Annotated in this window: 18 protein-coding genes; 7 read left to right on the forward strand and 11 right to left on the reverse strand. The window is 70.8% G+C overall.

Translation table 11 applies throughout. From position 1 onward, the window contains the following. The first annotated feature begins 95 nt into the window (after positions 1-95). The 3 genes from ABD817_RS38180 to ABD817_RS38190 all read left to right on the forward strand — a co-directional run bounded on the left by ABD817_RS38180 (position 96) and on the right by ABD817_RS38190 (position 3,082). Positions 96-1,451, forward strand: a complete 1,356-nt coding sequence (locus ABD817_RS38180; protein ID WP_344923342.1) for an HD-GYP domain-containing protein — start codon at positions 96-98, stop codon at positions 1,449-1,451. Beyond that, a complete protein-coding gene (locus ABD817_RS38185) occupies positions 1,448-2,728 on the forward strand; it encodes an HD-GYP domain-containing protein (protein ID WP_344923343.1) in 1,281 nt (426 codons plus the stop codon). Before ABD817_RS38180 ends, ABD817_RS38185 begins: the two co-directional genes overlap by 4 nt. A 141-nt stretch (positions 2,729-2,869) precedes the next feature. Further along, entirely contained in the window at positions 2,870-3,082 is a 213-nt protein-coding gene (locus ABD817_RS38190) for a biotin/lipoyl-binding carrier protein (protein WP_344923344.1), read from the forward strand. Here the strand turns inward: ABD817_RS38190 and ABD817_RS38195 are convergent. Next, a complete protein-coding gene (locus tag ABD817_RS38195; protein WP_344923345.1) occupies positions 3,072-3,470 on the reverse strand; it encodes a thioesterase family protein in 399 nt (132 codons plus the stop codon). The two genes, ABD817_RS38190 and ABD817_RS38195, sit on opposite strands and share 11 nt — an antisense overlap. On the opposite strand from ABD817_RS38195, the gene bsaP reads away from it, so the two are divergent. Continuing rightward, a complete protein-coding gene (gene bsaP / locus ABD817_RS38200) occupies positions 3,469-3,678 on the forward strand; it encodes a biotin synthase auxiliary protein BsaP (protein WP_344923346.1) in 210 nt (69 codons plus the stop codon). The two genes, ABD817_RS38195 and bsaP, sit on opposite strands and share 2 nt — an antisense overlap. 328 nt (positions 3,679-4,006) lie before the next feature. Continuing rightward, entirely contained in the window at positions 4,007-5,725 is a 1,719-nt protein-coding gene (locus ABD817_RS38205; RefSeq protein ID WP_344923347.1) for a serine/threonine-protein kinase, read from the forward strand. 233 nt (positions 5,726-5,958) lie between these two features. Here the strand turns inward: ABD817_RS38205 and ABD817_RS38210 are convergent, their stop codons facing one another. The 5 genes from ABD817_RS38210 to ABD817_RS38230 form a co-directional block, all read right to left on the reverse strand. Then, positions 5,959-7,611 (reverse strand): acetolactate synthase, encoded by a 1,653-nt coding sequence (locus ABD817_RS38210; RefSeq protein ID WP_344923348.1) that lies wholly within the window; start codon positions 7,609-7,611, stop codon positions 5,959-5,961. A gap of 214 nt (positions 7,612-7,825) precedes the next feature. After that, positions 7,826-8,821, reverse strand: a complete 996-nt coding sequence (gene bioB, locus ABD817_RS38215; RefSeq protein WP_344923349.1) for a biotin synthase BioB — start codon at positions 8,819-8,821, stop codon at positions 7,826-7,828. A gap of 37 nt (positions 8,822-8,858) precedes the next feature. After that, on the reverse strand, positions 8,859-9,581 hold the full coding sequence (gene bioD / locus ABD817_RS38220; RefSeq protein WP_344923350.1) for a dethiobiotin synthase: 723 nt from the start codon (positions 9,579-9,581) through the stop codon (positions 8,859-8,861). A 31-nt stretch (positions 9,582-9,612) separates the two neighbouring features. Then, positions 9,613-10,332 (reverse strand): GntR family transcriptional regulator, encoded by a 720-nt coding sequence (locus tag ABD817_RS38225; RefSeq protein ID WP_344923351.1) that lies wholly within the window; start codon positions 10,330-10,332, stop codon positions 9,613-9,615. After that, on the reverse strand, positions 10,329-11,489 hold the full coding sequence (locus ABD817_RS38230) for an 8-amino-7-oxononanoate synthase (protein WP_344923352.1): 1,161 nt from the start codon (positions 11,487-11,489) through the stop codon (positions 10,329-10,331). Before ABD817_RS38230 ends, ABD817_RS38225 begins: the two co-directional genes overlap by 4 nt. A 67-nt stretch (positions 11,490-11,556) precedes the next feature. On the opposite strand from ABD817_RS38230, the gene ABD817_RS38235 reads away from it, so the two are divergent. Continuing rightward, entirely contained in the window at positions 11,557-13,020 is a 1,464-nt protein-coding gene (locus ABD817_RS38235; protein WP_329085580.1) for a histidine kinase N-terminal domain-containing protein, read from the forward strand. 138 nt (positions 13,021-13,158) lie between these two features. On the opposite strand, the gene ABD817_RS38240 is transcribed toward ABD817_RS38235, so the two are convergent. Further along, the gene (locus tag ABD817_RS38240) at positions 13,159-13,413 is read right to left on the reverse strand and encodes a WhiB family transcriptional regulator (protein WP_329428561.1); all 255 of its coding nucleotides are present in this window, start codon (positions 13,411-13,413) and stop codon (positions 13,159-13,161) included. Between the two features lie 281 nt (positions 13,414-13,694). Beyond that, positions 13,695-14,654, reverse strand: a complete 960-nt coding sequence (locus ABD817_RS38245) for a diacylglycerol/lipid kinase family protein (RefSeq protein WP_344923353.1) — start codon at positions 14,652-14,654, stop codon at positions 13,695-13,697. A 78-nt stretch (positions 14,655-14,732) separates the two neighbouring features. Here ABD817_RS38245 and ABD817_RS38250 point away from each other — a divergent pair, with 78 nt between their 5' ends. Continuing rightward, positions 14,733-15,116, forward strand: a complete 384-nt coding sequence (locus ABD817_RS38250; protein WP_344923354.1) for a hypothetical protein — start codon at positions 14,733-14,735, stop codon at positions 15,114-15,116. Between the two features lie 7 nt (positions 15,117-15,123). Here the strand turns inward: ABD817_RS38250 and ABD817_RS38255 are convergent, their stop codons facing one another. The 3 genes from ABD817_RS38255 to sodN all read right to left on the reverse strand — a co-directional run bounded on the left by ABD817_RS38255 (position 15,124) and on the right by sodN (position 17,092). After that, positions 15,124-15,924, reverse strand: a complete 801-nt coding sequence (locus ABD817_RS38255; protein WP_344749384.1) for an RNA polymerase sigma factor SigF — start codon at positions 15,922-15,924, stop codon at positions 15,124-15,126. Then, positions 15,921-16,346 carry an ATP-binding protein gene (locus tag ABD817_RS38260; protein WP_425583460.1) on the reverse strand — a complete coding sequence of 142 codons (426 nt, stop codon included), beginning with the start codon at positions 16,344-16,346 and terminating at the stop codon, positions 15,921-15,923. Before ABD817_RS38260 ends, ABD817_RS38255 begins: the two co-directional genes overlap by 4 nt. A gap of 344 nt (positions 16,347-16,690) precedes the next feature. Then, positions 16,691-17,092, reverse strand: coding sequence for a superoxide dismutase, Ni (gene sodN / locus ABD817_RS38265; protein ID WP_344923355.1), 402 nt, complete (start codon positions 17,090-17,092; stop codon positions 16,691-16,693). Positions 17,093-17,102: the final 10 nt, after the last annotated feature.

Raw genomic sequence — 17,102 nt, forward strand, 5'->3', positions numbered from 1 at the left:
ATCGACGTGGAGGCAGCGCATGTTGAAGGAAACGGTCACCCCGGTTTTTCCTGGGATTTCCTGGACCTGAGCACGCGCCCTTTAGGAACCCTAGGGTGGCCGCTTTGCGTGGACTGCCGTGGTTTGCCAAGGTCTATCTGATCCTTGTCATCGGAGCGGCGTTCGCGCTGCTCGGATACAGCGTGGTGTCGGACGGACGGCTGGACCTGCTCGACTGGTCCAACCTCATGGTGCTGGCCCTGCTGTTCCTGGTGTGCGAGTCGGTGCCCACCCTGCTGCACGTCCGGCAGGCGGCGGTGTCGGTCAGCTTCTCCGCGGTGCTCGCCGCGGTGGTGCTGCTCGGCCCCGAGGGGGCGGCGCTGGTCGGCATGACGGCCATGTTCAGCGTGCGCCCCGGCCTGCCGCTGGTGAAGCGGCTGTTCAACAGCGCCCAGTTCGCCATCTGCGGCTACGTCGCCGGCCGGGTCTACGTGTGGCTCGGCGGCAGGTCCGGGGTGCCGACCATCGCCGGGTTCGACGACATCATCGTGCCGTTCGCGGGCGCGGCGGCCGTCTTCGTGCCCCTCAACTTCGTGCTGATCGCGATCGTGCTGAAGCTCACCGGTCAGGCCGACCAGGTGCCGCTGCGGGGCGTGGTCCAGTTCATGGTCTCCTACTTCGGCTACGCCACCTTCGGCCTGCTGATCGCCGGGCTGTGGGCCACGGTCAACTCGATCTCCGCGGTGCTCGTGCTGCTCCCGCTCTTCGTGGCCCGCTGGGCCTTCGGCCAGTACCTCGCGCAGCAGCGCTCCTACGACGCGACGATCGCCGCGCTCTGCCAGGCCGTGGAGACCAAGGACTACTACACGCGCGGCCACTGCACCCGCGTCTCCCTGGCCGCGGGCATGATCGCCGAGGAGATCGGCATGGGGTCCGAGCGGCTGCGCGCGATCCGCTACGCCGGGATGCTCCACGACGTGGGAAAGCTGGGCGTGCCGACCAAGGTGCTGCAGAAGGACGGCCCGCTCAGCGAGGAGGAGTTCGCGGCCATCCAGCTCCATCCGATGCGCGGGCTGGAGATCGTGCGCGGCATCGACTTCCTGGACGAGGCGTTCGCCGGGATCATGCACCACCACGAGCGGCAGGACGGCAAGGGCTACCCGATGGGGCTGGCGGGCGACGAGATCCCGGAGTTCGCCAGGATCATCGCGGTGGCCGACGCCTTCGACTCGATGACCTCCGACCGCTCCTACCGCAACGCCCGCTCGCGCGAGGTGGCGATGACCGAGCTGCGCAAGGGCGCCGGCACCCAGTTCGACCCGGTGATGGTGGTCGCGTTCGTCAAGGCCGTCGACCGTGACGGCTGGGAGCCGCCGCGCACGGTCGTCACGCCTCCGGCCGACGTGACGGAGACCACCACGAAGGACCACGACGACCCGACCGTGCCCATCCAGGTGGTGTCCGAGCGATGAACGGCTCCGGCACCACCCGGGTTTTCCAGACGCTCGACTCGGGCCAGCTCCTGCTGATCTGCGCGGCGGGGCTCCTGGCGGTGGCGGGGGTGGCCCACACGGCCGCGACCGGCCTGCTCGACCCGCGGATCGCCGTCGCCTTCGGCGCGCTGATCGCGATCGGGGAGCTGGCCAGGCTCACCATGCCCGGCAACAGGGAGGTGGCGCCGATCGGCGCGGCGGCCGCGCTCGGGTACACGCTCCTGCTGGACATGGGGGGTGTTCCCGCGCGGCATTCGGCGTTGCAGGTCGTCGCGGTGCTGTCGGCCGGCATGGTGGCGGGGGCGCTGCCGCACCTCGCGGTGGGCCGTCCGCCCCAGCTGGACGGGATGGCGCGCAGGCTCCTCACCGGCGCCCTGCTCGCACTGGCCTACCGGCCGCTGGCCGGGCCGCTGTTCGAGGTGGCGAGCGGAGGGGAGAGCGGCTGGTGGCCCGCGCTCGGCGTGATGGCCCTGCTCATCCTGGTGATGGTGATGGTCGACGTGCTGCTGGCCGCCGTGCTCCGGGCCGAGCAGGTGCGTGCCGCCCTCAGGGTGGCCGTCCACGACGAGCTGCGGATGGCCGCGCCGCTGGGGGCCGCCGTCGCCGCCTCCGGCATCCTGCTCGCGCTCGCCTCGCACAGCATGGGCATGACCGCGCTGCTGGTCTTCGCCGCGCCGCTGCTGGTCACCCAGGTCGCCTTCCGCAAGTACGCCGGGATCAGGGCCACCTACCTGCAGACCGTACGGGCGCTGTCGCGGGTCACCGAGGTCGGCGGGTACGTCGAGCCCGGCCACTCCCGCCGGGTGAGCCGCCTCGCGGTGGCGGTCGGGCGGGAGCTCGGCACGGCGGAGCCCGAGCTGCTGGAGCTCGAGTACGCCGCGCTCATGCACGACATCGGGCAGCTGTCGTTGCGCGATCCCATTCCGGGCGGCGCCACGGTCCTCACCGACCCCGAGCAGGCGCGGCGCATCGCCGAGCTGGGCGCGGAGGTGATCAGGCAGACCGGGGTGCTGGACCGGGTGGCCGAGATCGTCCGCCGCCAGTGCGACACCTGCGCGGAGACGCCTCCGATGGCGAGCCGCATCATCAAGGCGGCGAACGCCTACGACGACCTCGTCGGTGGTTCCAGCGACCGCGACCGGGCGGGTGCCGCCCTGGAACGGCTCCGTCTCGGCGTGGGCCGGGAGTACGACCCGACGGTCGTCGAGGCGATGGCCCGTGTGATCGACAGGCTGGCCCCGATTCACCGGCTTTAGAGTGGCGGGTCTCCGCGCCGGGTCGCCGGAGCAGGCGGAGTTCGCCGGCCGGAGCCACGACACGGGACTGGTGGTCCCGTACGCGGGCGTGATCGGCTCTTTCTGGCACAGTTGAGGAACGTTGAACGATGGGAGTTTCCGGTGGCCGAGATCCGCGCCGAGATGGTGGCGAACGTCTGGAAGGTCCTCGTGGCCGAGGGTGACAGCATCGAGGACGGCGACGCCCTGGTCATCCTTGAGTCGATGAAGATGGAGATCCCGGTCCTGTCCGAGGACAGCGGTGTGGTCGCCAGGTTGCAGGTCGCCGAGGGCGACGTCATCCAGGAGGGCGACCTGATCGCCGTCATCCAGTAGCCCCGCCGTCGCGGGTGAGCCGCGCGAGGAAGCGCTCGCGGTCGACGACCACGCGCTCGATCGTTCCCGAGGCGACGACGGACCTCCGGTCGCGGGCGACGAAGCCGAAGACCAGGCGGCGCCCGTCGACCTCGGTGAGCTCGACGGCGATCTCGACGTGCGTGCCGACCGGGCTGGCCGCCAGGTGCTCCAGGGAGACCCGGGTGCCCACGGAGGTCTGGCCCGGGGCCAGGGCACCCGCGAGCGCCTGGACGCTGGCCCGCTCGGCGAGGGCGAGCACGCGGGGCGTGGCCAGCACCGGGACGTCACCGCTGCCGACCTTCGCCGCGGTGTCCTCCCTCTCCACCATGATGAGGAGCCGTGCCTGCAGACCGGGAGCGAGCGTCATGCGCGTCAGCATAGGGTCTGGTCTCGTGACCTCGTACTGCGACCACTGCGGGCGCCCGGAGGGCGAGGCCGACCACGCCGTGTGCCGGTCGGCCCGCGCGATGGAGCCGCCCCGTTACTGTTCCCGCTGCCGTCGCCGGATGGTGGTGCAGGTGACCCCTGGCGGCTGGTCCGCGCGCTGTGCCGAGCACGGTACGACGAGCGGCTGACGCCCGCTGATTTACCCCCGGTTTGAGCGCTTTTTGCGTACCCTTGTAGGGTTTTACGGAGTTCGCCCTGGATGTCGTGGGGTGACGCCGTGGCACCTGGGCTGAGTGTTTCCTGTGTGACTTCCGGGTGGCCTTGGGCGCAAGAGCCTGCAAGGTGTACAAGTACGCCCAAAAGCGCCGGGTTTTGTGCGATGCTACGGCACGCGTCTCGTTTGTGAGCCATACGGCATGCAGGGTTTCGTTACAGCGCCGTGACGGTGCCGCGACGCTGATCCGCTTTGTTGGAGAGCTCTGGTGGGGTAGGAGTGGAGAGGGTTACGGGGGAGTCATGGTGGCCCAAGGCACGACGCTGGCGGGGCGGTATCGCCTAAGCACCCGCATTGGCGCCGGCGGTATGGGCGAGGTGTGGAAGGGCGAGGACGTCGTCCTGGCCCGCACCGTCGCCGTAAAGGTGCTGCTCCCGGGCCGTACGGACGATCCGGGCTTCCTGGTTCGCTTCCAGGGCGAGGCTCGGGCGATGGCGACGATCAACCACCCCGGGGTCGTCGACGTGTACGACTACGGGGTTCACGAGGTGCCCGGCGCGGGGGCGACGGCATACCTGGTGATGAAGTTCGTCGACGGCGAGCCGCTCGACCGCCTGCTCGGGCGACTGCGGCGCGTCGCCCCCGGGGCCGCGATGGACCTCATCGCCCAGGCGGCCTCGGCACTGCAGGCGGTCCACGACCAGGGCATCGTCCACCGGGACATCAAGCCGGGCAACCTGCTGGTGCGCTCGGACGGCACGCTCGTGCTCACCGACTTCGGCATCGCCAGGTCCGACACCGCGAGCCGGTTGACGGACGCGGGCATGGTGCTCGGCACCGCCGCCTACTGCGCGCCCGAGCAGGCCGAGGGCGCGCCCGTCACACCGGCCGTGGACATCTACGCGCTGGGCGTGGTGGCGTACGAGTGCCTGGCCGGGCAGCGCCCGTTCGACGGCGACACGCCCGTCACGATCGCGCTCAAGCACATCCGCGAGGCGCCGCCGCCGCTGCCGCCGGACATCCCGCCCGCGGTTCGCGCGCTTGTGGAGCGCTCCCTCGCCAAGGATCCGGCCCGGCGCTTCCCCAGCGCCGCGGCGATGAGTGCCGCCGCCAGGCAGGCCGCCTTCGGCGCGGAGGGCGGCGGCACGCTGTCGGCGTCCGCGCAGCAGCAGTCCGAGCCGCCGGAGACCGGCTGGCAGGCGCAGGCCCCCCAGGGAGGCCCGCAGGGGCAGACCGGCTGGCACGGCCAGGGATCGGCCGTGCCGCAGACGGGCTGGCAGGGCGCCCAGGCCCCGACGGGTAACTGGCAGAGTGCCCAGGCCCCGACCGGCAACTGGCAGGGAGGCGCGCAGCACTCCACCGCGCCGACGGTGGGAGCCGAGGCGGGCGCGCAGGGTCGCGGTCGCCGCGCCGCGCAGAAACCTCGGCGCAGGAGCGGGCTGGTCGCGGTGTCGGCGGTCGCGGCCGTGATGTGCGCGGGCCTCGTCGCGGTGGCGATCAACGGGATGGCGGCCTCCCGGGAGACGGCGAACTCCGACCTCATGAGGCAACCGGTGCCCACGGCCATCGCCGACGAGCCGACGAAGACGGCGAGGCCGGCGAAGCCGAACCGCAGGACGCCGACGGCCACTCCGCAGGTGACCCGCGCGCAGCCGAACGAGCGGCCCACCCCGGAGGTCACCGAGAGGGAGAGGTCGCCGACTCCCACCCCGACGGTCACGAGGACGCCGAAGCCGACTCCCACCCTGACTCCCTCTCCGACGCCGAAGCCGAAGAAGAGCGTCCCGGGCACCGTCGGCATGAAGCCGGGCGCGGCGGAGGCGATGCTCAAGCAGGCGGGTTTCAAGGTGACGCTCTCCTACAGCGCCGACGTCAATCCCGGGGACTGCACCGAGGTGGTCGAGTCCCGCCCCGACGCGGGCACGATGTGGGACCCGTCCAAGCCGGTGGAGATCATCATCGCCAAGGCCGAATGCCCGTCGACGCCCACCCCGACGCCGACGGCGACCGGCAAGCCCTAAGGCCTGTTTTGTGGATCTTTCCGCCTACTGCGGTCGTCCAGGCGGCGCCTCGCGGCGTTGTCGTCGTCGCCCATAACTCCGTTATGAACTCCTCCTCCGCCTTGCGGGGAATCCACCTGGACGATCCTCGCCACGGCGAAGATCCACAAAACAGGCCCTAGCCTTCTCGCGGTGACGACCGGCTCGCGCCGGAGGACCTTCCGGTCCCCGTGCGCGAGCCCGGTGGCGCTCTCCTAGATGCCCGTGGTGTGCCGGGGGTAGGCCACCGAGGGGTCGGTGGCGATGTTGACCATGTAGGGGATGCCGGAGTCGAACGCGCGGCGCAGGGCCGGGCCGATCTCCGACGGGTCGGTGACGAGCTCGCCGCCGCCGCCGAGGGCGGTGACCACCTGGTCGTAGCGGCACTGCGGCTGCAACTCGGCGGCCACGTCGTAGCCGTAGAGCATCTGCATGGGGTGCTTCTCCAGGCCCCACATGCCGTTGTTGCCGCAGATCATCACGACGGGCAGGCGGTGCCGCACGAGCGTGTCGACGTCCATCAGCGAGAAGCCGGCCGCGCCGTCGCCGAGCAGCAGCACCACCTGCGAGGAGGGGCGGGCGATCCTGGCGGCGATGGCGTACCCCAGGCCGGTGCCCAGGCAGCCGTACGGGCCCGGGTCGAGCCAGTTGCCCGGCTGCCGCGGCTCGACGTACTTGCCCGCGTACGAGACGAAGTCGCCGCCGTCGCCGATCACCACGGCGTCGTCGGCGAGGATCTTGCTCAGCTCCCCGTAGATCCGCATCGGGTGGATCGGGTCGGACGCCGACTCCAGCAGGGCGGTGTCGGCGGCGATGGCGGCCGAGGCGGCCTCGGACAGCCGCGTCACCCAGGGCGCGTAGGTCTTGGGGGAGACGCCCGCGTTGGCACAGGCCGCGCCGAGGCTCCAGAAGAGCAGTGAGAGGTCGCCGGCGGCGACGGCCGCGGGATCCATGTGCGTGGTCAGCTGCGACGGCGCGTCGGCCAGGTGCACGACCTTGGCGAGCGGGGCGCCGTCCTTGCCGCCGAACCAGCCGTAGCCGAGGCGGAAGTCGATCGGGGCGCCCGCCACGATCACCAGGTCGGCCTGCGAGAACGCCATCCCCCTGGCCCGGGTGACCAGCAGCTCGTGACCGGCGGGCAGGATGCCGCGGCCCTGGCCGTTGGGGATGACCGGCAGGCGGTACTCCTCGACGAAGCTCCTGGCGACCTCCTCGGCACGGTCCATCCACACGTCGGAGCCGAGCACCAGCACCGGGTGCTGCGCCTCGGCGATCAGCTGGGCGATCGCGGCCAGCGCCTCGGGGTCGGGCTCCAGCGGCGACGGGGTCAGCGTCTCCAGGGCCTCCTCGAGCGGGGGCGAGGCCGAGAAGAGGTGGTCCATGTGGAAGTCGAGGAAGACGGGGCCGCGATGCGGGGCGAGGGCGGTGCGGAAGGCCATCTCCACGTCCTGCGCGATGGAGTCGGCGCCGGAGCCGGTGAAGGCCAGCTTGGTGATGGGGGCGAACAGCGGCGGGTGGTCGATCTCCTGCAGCGCGCCCGACCCCCAGCGCGACTGCGGGGCACGACCTCCCATGACCACGACGGGGGAGCCGTTGAAGTGCGCGGTGGCCACCCCGCTGACGCCGTTGGTGATGCCGGGGCCCGCGGTGAGCACGGCCAGCCCGGGTTTGCGTGTCAGCCGCGCGGTCGCCTCGGCGGCGAAGACGGCACTCTGCTCATGGCGGACGTCGAGGATGGGCATGCCCTCGTGGACCGCACCGTCGTAGAGCGGGAAGACGTGCCCGCCGGAGAGGGTGAACATGGTCTCGATGCCATATGCCTTGGAGACGGCGACCGCTATGTCACCTGCGTGCTTGGGAGACTCCATATCGCGCAACCTACCAGTCAGTCACTTAGCCGGACAGGGATTGTTCCCCCTGCCCAGATCCCCTCGGCTAATGCCGCCCGCGCATATCACGTCTATCCGGAAATAGACCGCCCAACGCCTGGTGGCGGGCCCCACGGACCCCGCGGGCCGTACGGGATCGGCAGGGGAGCGGGGACGGGCCGGAGCGCGGAGGCCACCGGGGTGAGGCCGGGGCTCAGAGGGTGTCGGAGAGCGCCTTGATGGGCATCTTGAGGTCTGCCAGCAGGCCGAGGTCGGCCTCGGCCGTGCGGCCCAGGGTGGTCAGGTAGTTGCCCACGATGATCGCGTTGATGCCGCCGAGCATGCCGTCACGGGTGCCCAGGTCGCCCAGGGTCAGCTCGCGGCCACCCGCGTAGCGCAGGATCGTGCGGGGCAGCGCGAGCCTGAAGGTGGCGATCGTCCGGAGCGCCTCCGGCCCCTCCAGCAGCGGGAAGGACCCGAAGGGGGTGCCGGGGCGCGGGTTGAGGAAGTTCAGCGGGACCTCGTCGGGCGCGAGCTCGCCGAGCTGGCCGGCGAACTCGGCCCGCTGCTCCCGCGTCTCACCCATGCCCACGATGCCGCCGCAGCACAGTTCCATCCCGGCCTCGCGCACCATCAGGCAGGTGTCCCAGCGCTCCTCCCAGGTGTGGGTGGTGACGACCTTCCCGAAGTGCGACCTCGCGGTCTCCAGGTTGTGGTTGTAGCGGTGCACGCCCATCTCGGCCAGCTCGTCGACCTGCGCCTGGGTGAGCATGCCGAGCGAGCACGCCACGTTGATGTCGACCGCCTCGCGGATCGCCTTCACCCCCTGGCGGACCTGGTCCATCAGACGCCGGTCGGGACCCCGTACGGCGGCCACGATGCAGAACTCGGTGGCTCCCGTCGCCGCGGTCTCCCTGGCGGCCTCGACCAGCGAGGGGATGTCCAGCCAGACGGCGCGGACCGGGGAGGAGAACTGCCCCGACTGCGAGCAGAAGTGGCAGTCCTCCGGGCATCCGCCGGTCTTGAGGGAGATGATGCCCTCGACCTCCACCTCCGGTCCGCACCACTTCATCCGTACCTCGTGGGCGAGGGCGAGCAGCTCGGCGAGGCGGTCGTCGGGCAGCTCCAGGCAGCGCAGTGCCTGCGCCGCGTCGAGACCGCGGCCCTCCTCCAGCACCTGTGTCCGGGCGATTTCGAGGATGTCGCTCATCTAATACCCCCATCGTGGAGAGGACCCGCGGCTTCGGCTACGGGGAAAGCCTAAGGGTGGCGCGGAAGGAGGCGGGGTCGAAGCCGCCGCCCAGCGCCGGGCCCAGCCCCGCGCGGGCCACGCGGGTGAAGGCGTCGCGCTCCAGCAGCCCGGCCCCCGCCGGGAGGGCGCCCGCCAGCGGCCGGGCGGCCAGCATCTCCAGGTCCGCCACGTTGCTCCGCTCGGCGAGGCCGGGCTCGGCCGGCCAGGAGCCGATCACCACCCCGGCGGGCTCCAGCCCCCGGTGGGCCATCGCCTCCAGCGTCAGCGCGGTGTGGTTGAGCGTGCCCAGCCCGGCCCTGGCCACCAGAAGCAACGGTGCCGAGAGCGTCCGGGCCAGGTCGGCCAGGGTCGCCCCCTCCTCGTCGAAGCGGACGAGCAGCCCGCCCGCCCCCTCGACGATCACCAGCCGGTGCGAGGAGGCCAGCTCCTCGATCCGGGCCGCCGCCCCCGCGACGGAGATCGGCGGCAGGCCGGCCAGCCGCGCCGCCGCGGCCGGGGACAGCGCGGCGGGGTATCTGGCCAGCTCGAAGGTCGTCCGTACCCCCGACAGCCGGATGACGTCGTCCACGTCGCCGGGGTCGGTGTCGGACACCCCGGTCTGCGCGGGTTTCACCACCGCCACCGAGGAGCCCCGCTCCCTGGCGAGGGAGGCCACCGCCGCGGTGACGACCGTCTTTCCCACCCCGGTGTCGGTCCCGGTGACCACGAGAATGCTCACCCGTCCCACCTTAGGGGGGTCGGCGGGAGCCTCAGGGGCGGCGCAGGCGGGTGACGAACTTGTAGCGGTCTCCCCGGTACAGGGACTGGGCCCACTCGACCGGGTTGCCGTCCGCGTCGAAGGCGTGCCGGGTGAGCAGGAGCATCGGCAGGCCGACGTCGACACTGAGCACCTGCGCGTCGTACGGGGTGGCGAGCACGGTCTCTATGATCTCCTCGGCGTCGGTCAGCCGCACGCTGTAGGCGTTGTACAGCGTCTCGTACAGCGAGGAGTGCGCCTCCAGCTCCCGTCTGAGGCGGGGGAAGCGCCGGGCCGACAGGTGGGTGGTGTCGATCGACATCGGCTCGCCGTTGGCCAGGCGCAGCCGGTGGATGCGCAGCACGCGGCCACCGGCGTTGATGGCCAGGCGGCGGGCGAGCGGCTCGTCGGCGGTGACGTAACTGATGTCGAGGATCTTGGTGTCGGGTTCGAGGCCGACGGTCCGCAGGTCCCCGGTGTAGGAGGTCAGCTGGAGGACCTGGGCGACCTTGGGCTGCGCGACGAACGTCCCCTTGCCCTGGATGCGCACCAGGCGGCCCTCGACCACGAGCTCGGACAGTGCCTGGCGCACGGTCGTGCGCGACGTCTCGAAGCGGACCGCGAGAGCCCGTTCCGGGGGCAGGGCACTGCCCGCCGGCAGGCTCTTGGTGAGGGTGAGCAGGCTGCGCTTGACGTCGTAGTACTTCGGGATCCGCGGGGAGTCGTCGCTCACATGGTCACCTTCATCTCGGCCACGGCGGTGAGTGCACCCCGGATCACCGCTAGATCATCGGAACTCAGATTGGCCCGTGCCGTCAACCGCAGGCAAGAGCGGCCGGCCGGCACCGAGGGCGGCCGGAAGCATCCGGCGCGCACCCCGTGTTCCGCACAGATGAGGGCGGCCCGAAGCGCGGTCTCGGGTGGGCCGAGCACGATGGGGACGACCGCACCCGCCGGATCGCCGGTCTCCAGGCCGAGCTCGCGGGCCATCGCGGCCAGCTCCCTCGCCCTGGCCCGTACGCTTCCGGGCAGTTCGGGCTGATGGTGAAGGATATCGACGGCGGCGAGTGCCGCCGCCACGCTGCCCGGTGCCAGCCCGGTGTCGAAGATGAACGAGCGGCCCGTGTCGATGAGGGTCTGGATCACCTCGGGCGCGCCCAGCACGGCCCCGCCCTGCGATCCCAGGGATTTGGACAGTGTGATCGTTCTCACAACGCCCGGTTCGGCCGCGAGTCCCGCGGCGTGCGCCGCGCCCTGGCCGAGGGCGCCGACGACCCCGATGGAGTGCGCCTCGTCGACGACGAGCAGCGCGCCCTGCCGCACCGCCGCCGCGTGCAGTTCCGCGAGGGGGGCCAGGTCGCCGTCCACGGAGAAGATCGCGTCGGTGACCACGATCGCGTGCTCCTCGTCCCGGTCGGCCAGGGCCTTCTCCACGGCCACCACGTCCCTGTGCGGGGTGACCACGACCCGTGAGCGCGACAGCCGGCAGGCGTCCACGATCGACGCGTGGTTGCCCGCCTCCGAGACCACCAGGGCGTCCCTGCCCAGGGCCGCGACGGCGGCCAGGTTGGCCAGGTAGCCGGAGGAGAACACCAGGGCGCCCTCCGCGCCGGTGAAGGCGCGCAGACGCGCCTCCAGGCGCGCGTGGAGGGTCGTGGAGCCCGTGACCAGGCGAGAACCCGTGGAGCCGGTGCCCCAGGCGCGTGTGGCCGCCACGGCCGCCTCGACCAGCCGCTCGTCCCTGGCCAGGCCGAGGTAGTCGTTGGAGGCGAGGTCGATCAGGCCGTCGTCGTCGGGTGTGCGGGCGCGCAGGACCCGCCGCAGCCCTGCCGCCTCCCTCGTGGCCGCTGCCGTGCGGAACCGGGCCAGCGGGTCGGGGGTCTGCTCCATAGGCGCATCTTTCCAGCAGACCTCACCCGATTCGCGTTCGGGCCCGCAAAGAACGCATGATGCACGGGTGCCGACTCTAAGCGACCTGGCGGTTCGTCACACCGCGCTCGACGATGCGGACCTTGAGTGGATGCACTCGCTGGTGTCCGACTGGCAGCTTCTCGCCGACCTCTCCTTCGCGGACCTGATCCTGTGGATCCCCCTGAAGGAGGGCTCGGGCTGGATCGCGATCGCGCAGATGAGACCCACCACGGGGCCGACGGTCTACCACGACGACATCGTGGGCATGACGGCGGCCAAGGGGGAGCGGCCGCTCCTGGAGACCGCCTGGAACGAGCGTCGTATCTGCCGCGAGGGCGACCCCGACTGGTCCAGCGGGGTGCCGGTCCGCGAGGAGACCATCCCGGTGCGGCGGGCCGACCACTTCCTGGGCGTCATCCAGCGCTCGACGAACCTGTCCTCCGCGCGCACCCCCTCCAGGCTGGAGCTGACCTACCTGCAGAGCGCCTCCGACCTGGCCCAGATGGTGGCCGAGGGCCGCTTCCCCTTCTCCGGCGCCGAGCCGATCCTGGTCCGCTCGCCGAGGGTGGGCGACGGGCTGCTCCGGCTCGACCGGGCGGGCCGCGTCACGTACGCCTCGCCGAACGCGCTCTCGGCCTACCGGAGGCTGGGCCTCAACGCCGACCTGGTCGGCGCCGAGCTGGGCCGTACGACCGCCACGCTCTGCTACTCCGACGAGCCCATCAACGAGAACCTGATGCTCGTCGCGAGCGGGCGGGAGCCCAGGGAGACGGAGGTGGAGTCGGGCGGCACGGTCGTGCAGCTGCGGGCGATCCCGCTGATCGTCGGCGGCGGGAGGATCGGCGCGCTCGTGCTCATCAGGGACGTGACCGAGCTGCGGCGCCGCGAGCGGGAGCTGATGACCAAGGACGCCACCATCAAGGAGATCCACCACCGGGTGAAGAACAACCTGCAGACGGTGGCCGCGCTCCTGCGGCTCCAGGCCAGGCGGATGCAGCTGCCGGAGGGCAGGGAGGCGCTGGAGGAGGCGGTGCGCAGGGTGGGGTCGATCGCGATCGTGCACGAGACGCTCTCGCACACGCCCGAGGAGCAGGTCGACTTCGACGACATCGCCGACCGGGTGATCGCGATGACGGGAGAGGTCGCGGCCCCGGAGACGCAGGTCGTGCCGCGTCGCGTCGGGACGTTCGGGGTGCTGCGCTCGGAGATCGCGACGCCGCTGGCGATGGTCCTCACCGAGCTGCTGCAGAACGCGGTCCAGCACGGGCTGGCACAGCGCCAGGGCAAGCTTCAGGTGATCGTGTCACGCGGGGCCGAGCGGCTGGACGTGATCGTGTCCGACGACGGCAGCGGGCTGCCCGAGGACTTCGATCTCGACCAGGCCACCAGTCTCGGCCTGCAGATCGTCCGGACCCTGGTGGTGGGCGAGCTGTCCGGGCGGCTGGCCATCGAGCCGCGCCAGGGCGGCGGGACCGAGGTGAGCCTGAGCATCCCCCTCCCCGCTGTCTGAGCGGGGGAAGGGAAACGCGTCAGGTCACGCCCTCGGCGCGGGACGCGCTCGTCACCCGGCCGGGGAGTGTCGTGGCAGGTCGAAGGGACGTGCCCGTCACCCGGCCGGAGGAGCCGGAGGGAGCGGGGGTGCGGCGGGTCAGACGCTCGCGCGGGTGCGGGCGCGGGCCGTGCGGCGCTTGAGCGCGCGTCGCTCGTCCTCGCTCAGGCCGCCCCAGACGCCGGCGTCCTGCCCGGATTCCAACGCCCACTTCAGGCATGCTTCACTGATGCTGCACGTGTTGCAGACCTGCTTGGCTTCCTCGATCTGCATCAGGGCGGGGCCGGTGTTGCCGATCGGGAAGAACAGCTCGGGGTCCACGTCACGGCAGGCAGCTCGGTGGCGCCAGTCCATGCGTCCACTCCTTCGTATGAGGAGCCCTTGCGTCGGCTCCAGCGGCTCACTTTGTGAAGAGTTTCACTAACCAGCGCGAACGGAACCCCGGTCCGTGGTCCGGGTCGGGGGTCTATCCGCTTGATCGTCGGTGGCCTGGGAGCGAGGTAGCCGCTCAAAGGTCCTACGTTCCGACGTCAATCTCGAGATTGTCAGCCACGCTTAGTACACGCAAGAGGTTTGGGAGAACGTTTTGCCTGAAATGGATGTCGGATGCGTCACACACGCCGGCACGTAACCGATTAGACCAAGACCTGTAACGCGTCGGGGATAGAACGGAACGTTATCCGTTCGACCTCCCCCAGGTAATCCCCGTCCAGCTGGAACGCCACCGGGCGCCCGGCGCTCAGCGTGAACTCCTTCTCGTCGTGGAGTTGCACCAGGTGGCGGCCCGTCGGCAGGGTGTCGCGGCCACCGATGATCTGGGACATCAGCTGGAACATGGAGGGCAGGCCGAGGCGCTGGAGACCCAGGAGATCGAGCCCGGTCTCGAAGCTCGCCCACGGGGTCGGGGAGACCGGCCTCGGGCCGATGTACGACCACGGGGAGGTGTTGGAGACGACGGCCATGAAGATGCCGCCGGTCCGCGGCACGTCCGGGCCCTCGACCGTCATCGGCGGGTGGCGCTTGTCAGTCGACAGATAGTGGTGTAACGCGGTGTTCACATAGCGGGTGGGCGTCGCCTTGCGGCCGGTGCCCCGCATCCCCTCGACCGCCCTGATCACCTCGGCGTCGTACCCGAGGCCACTACAGAACGTGAAATATCTACTGTGGTCATCCCAGATCGCCTGGCCGAGCCCGACGGTCCGCCTCCGGCCGTCGCGGATCGCCTCCAGGATCGCCCCCACCGCCTCGACCGGGTCGTTCGGCAGGCCCAGGGCCCTCGCGAAGACGTTCGCGCTGCCGCCGGGGATCGCGAGCAGCGCGGGCCGGTCGATCGAGCTGCCCTCGTCGCCGGCCTTGCCGTCCACCGGGTCGAGCAGCCCGTTCACCGCCTCGTTGATGGTGCCGTCACCGCCCAGCACGGCCACCGCGTCGTAGCCGGAGGCGTGCGCCTTGCGGGAGAGCCGCGTCGCGTGCCCCCGGTAGGCCGTCTCCTCGACGGTGAGGTTCATCGTCGCGCTCAGCGCTCTGATGAGAACGTCCCTGGTTCGCTGATTGGTCGTCGTCGCCTTCGGATTCACCAGGAGCATCGCGCGCATGACCTCAGCGTATCCGCCGGAAACCGCGCTGAGGCGGCGAAGAACCGGGCGACGGCACCCGGCGATAGGGTTGACCGCGTGTCGAACCGCCCGATGACCCTCACCGTCGCCGCCGCCGTCATGGCACTGGAAGGCACGACCGCCCTGCTCCTCGGCGGCTACGCCGGCGTGGAGACGGTGATCGGCCGGCCGTCCGACCTGATGAGCTCGATCGCCGTCGCGGCGTTCGGGCTCATCATCGGCGCAGCCCTGCTCTGGGTCGGCTGGGGCATGCTCCGGTCGGAGCGATGGGCGCGGAGCCCGGGGGTGCTGACGCAGATCTTCGCCATCCCGGTCTCGATCACGTTGATCCAGTCCGACCAGCGGGTGATCGGCATCTCGCTGATCGCCCTCGCGGTGATCGGACTGGTCACGCTGCTGTCCCCGCCGACGACGCACGCCCTCTACGGGGACCAGGACTAGCCGTCCGCTAGTCGTCGACGGTCAGGCCCTCACGGAGCTGGGCGAGGGTCCTGGCGAGCAACCGGGACACGTGCATCTGCGAGATGCCGAGCTCGGTGGCGATCTGGGACTGTGTCATGTTGCCGAAGAAACGCAGCAACAGGATCCGCTTCTCCCGAGGGGGCAGCCGCTCCAGCAGGGGTTTGAGCGACTCGCGGTATTCGACGCCCTCCAGGGAGTCGTCCACGATCCCGAGGGAGTCGGCCACCGCCGGCGCGTCGTCGTCACCGGAGTCGGGCGCGTCGAGGGAGACCGTGGAGTAGGCGTTTGCCGACTCCAGCCCTTCGAGCACCTCCTCCTCGCTCATCTTCAGGAACGCGGCCAGCTCGGCCACGGTCGGCGCGCGCCCCTCCCGCTGGGAGAGCTCGCTGATCGCCTTGGTGAGCGAGAGCTTGAGCTCCTGCAGCCGGCGCGGCACGCGGACCGCCCAGCCCTTGTCACGGAAGTGGCGTTTGATCTCGCCCACGATCGTCGGGGTCGCGTAGGTGGAGAACTCCACCCCTCGGCCGAGATCGAAGCGGTCGATCGACTTGATCAGCCCGATGGTCGCGACCTGGGTGAGGTCGTCCAGCCACTCACCCCGGTTACGGAACCGGCGGGCGAGGTATTCGACGAGGGGGAGGTGGAGCTCGACGAGCTCGTCACGGATGCGCTGACGCCGCGGGTCGTCGGGGGTCAACTCCACCAGTTCCGCGAAGAGCAGGCGCGCACGCACCCGGTCGGGCACCGCGTGGTCGCTGGCGGCCATGGCACGAGTCCTTTCCGTCACGCCGGCCTCGCCGCGCCTCGGCGCTTGCGGAGGACGATCGCCATACGGTCGGGGGAGTCGGTTACGGCATCCACATCATCGGCCAGGGCGGTGAGCACCATCCACGCGAAGTCGTCGCGCTTCGGAGGGGTGTTCCCCACCGTGCTGACCTCGACCCGCACTTTCATCAGCTGCCCGGTGAGCTCGAACTCGGCGGTCAGATCGGTGCCGGGAACGGCCTGGGTCAGCAACATCGCACACGCCTCGTCGACCGCGATCCGAAGATCCTCGATCTCGTCCAGCGTGAAGTCCAGCCGCACGGCGAGCGCGGCTGTCGCCGTACGCAGCACGGACAGATAGGCACTCGTCGCCGGCAGCCGGACGCTCACCACGTCACGGATCCCGCCCATGCCGACAGCGGGCGCCTCGGTGTGTTCGGTCACGTTCCTCCTCGCAGAGTCGCTGACTGCAACCTACAGCCCTGAGACGGTGGTTGGCCCGCTTGGACTCGCGATCGGGGCGATTTGCCACCGTCAAGAACCCCTGAAGATACGCAAAAAGGGGCACTGTACTTATGACGGCTCCGGCGCATCGCGGTCCGGCCCGCGCCGGAGGGCGCCGACGCGCCGGGATCCGGCCTGTCAGGCGAGGCCGGGGACTCCCGGCCCGGACACCCCGCCGACGGCGGCGCGTCCCCGCGGACCCCGATCCGGATCAAGGGAGTGTCCAGGGGACGTTTCCTTGATCCGGACAACCGGTGCCTTCTCACGACATCGTTGTGAGGGTTTTAAGCGGCCTTGGTCTCCCAGAAGATCTTGGAGATGTCGTCGATCTTGCCAAGGAGCTCGTCGGCCTTGGCGACGTCGACCGTGCCCTTGCCGCCGGCCGCGCCCGCGAGCTTGGTGGCCTCCCAGAACAGCTGGTGCAGCTGCGGGTAGGTCTCCAGGTGCGGAGGCTTGAAGTAGTCGGTCCACAGCACCCACAGGTGGTGCTTGACCAGCTCGGCCCGCTCCTCCTTGATGGTGAGCGCACGGGAGCGGAACACCGGGTCCTCGTTTCCGGCGTACTTCTCCATGATGGCCTTGACGGACTCGGCCTCGATGCGGGCCTGGGCCGGGTCGTACACGCCACAGGGCAGGTCGCAGTGCGCCGAGGCGGTGTGCTTGGGGCGCAGAAGTCGTGCGAGCATCGGAAATCCT

The sequence above is a fragment of the Streptosporangium oxazolinicum genome, from assembly GCF_039537505.1.
Taxonomy (GTDB): domain Bacteria; phylum Actinomycetota; class Actinomycetes; order Streptosporangiales; family Streptosporangiaceae; genus Streptosporangium; species Streptosporangium oxazolinicum.

Excerpts from the sequence above, each read along its gene's own strand:
- ABD817_RS38185 (WP_344923343.1), top strand. The coding sequence starts at position 1,448 with ATGAACGGCTCCGGCACCACCCGGGTTTTCCAGACGCTCGACTCGGGC.
- bsaP (WP_344923346.1), top strand. The coding sequence starts at position 3,469 with ATGCGCGTCAGCATAGGGTCTGGTCTCGTGACCTCGTACTGCGACCAC.
- ABD817_RS38195 (WP_344923345.1), bottom strand. The coding sequence starts at position 3,470 with ATGACGCTCGCTCCCGGTCTGCAGGCACGGCTCCTCATCATGGTGGAG.
- ABD817_RS38205 (WP_344923347.1), top strand. The coding sequence starts at position 4,007 with ATGGTGGCCCAAGGCACGACGCTGGCGGGGCGGTATCGCCTAAGCACC.
- ABD817_RS38210 (WP_344923348.1), bottom strand. The coding sequence starts at position 7,611 with ATGGAGTCTCCCAAGCACGCAGGTGACATAGCGGTCGCCGTCTCCAAG.
- bioB (WP_344923349.1), bottom strand. The coding sequence starts at position 8,821 with ATGAGCGACATCCTCGAAATCGCCCGGACACAGGTGCTGGAGGAGGGC.
- ABD817_RS38230 (WP_344923352.1), bottom strand. The coding sequence starts at position 11,489 with ATGGAGCAGACCCCCGACCCGCTGGCCCGGTTCCGCACGGCAGCGGCC.
- ABD817_RS38240 (WP_329428561.1), bottom strand. The coding sequence starts at position 13,413 with ATGGACTGGCGCCACCGAGCTGCCTGCCGTGACGTGGACCCCGAGCTG.
- ABD817_RS38245 (WP_344923353.1), bottom strand. The coding sequence starts at position 14,654 with ATGCGCGCGATGCTCCTGGTGAATCCGAAGGCGACGACGACCAATCAG.
- sodN (WP_344923355.1), bottom strand. The coding sequence starts at position 17,092 with ATGCTCGCACGACTTCTGCGCCCCAAGCACACCGCCTCGGCGCACTGC.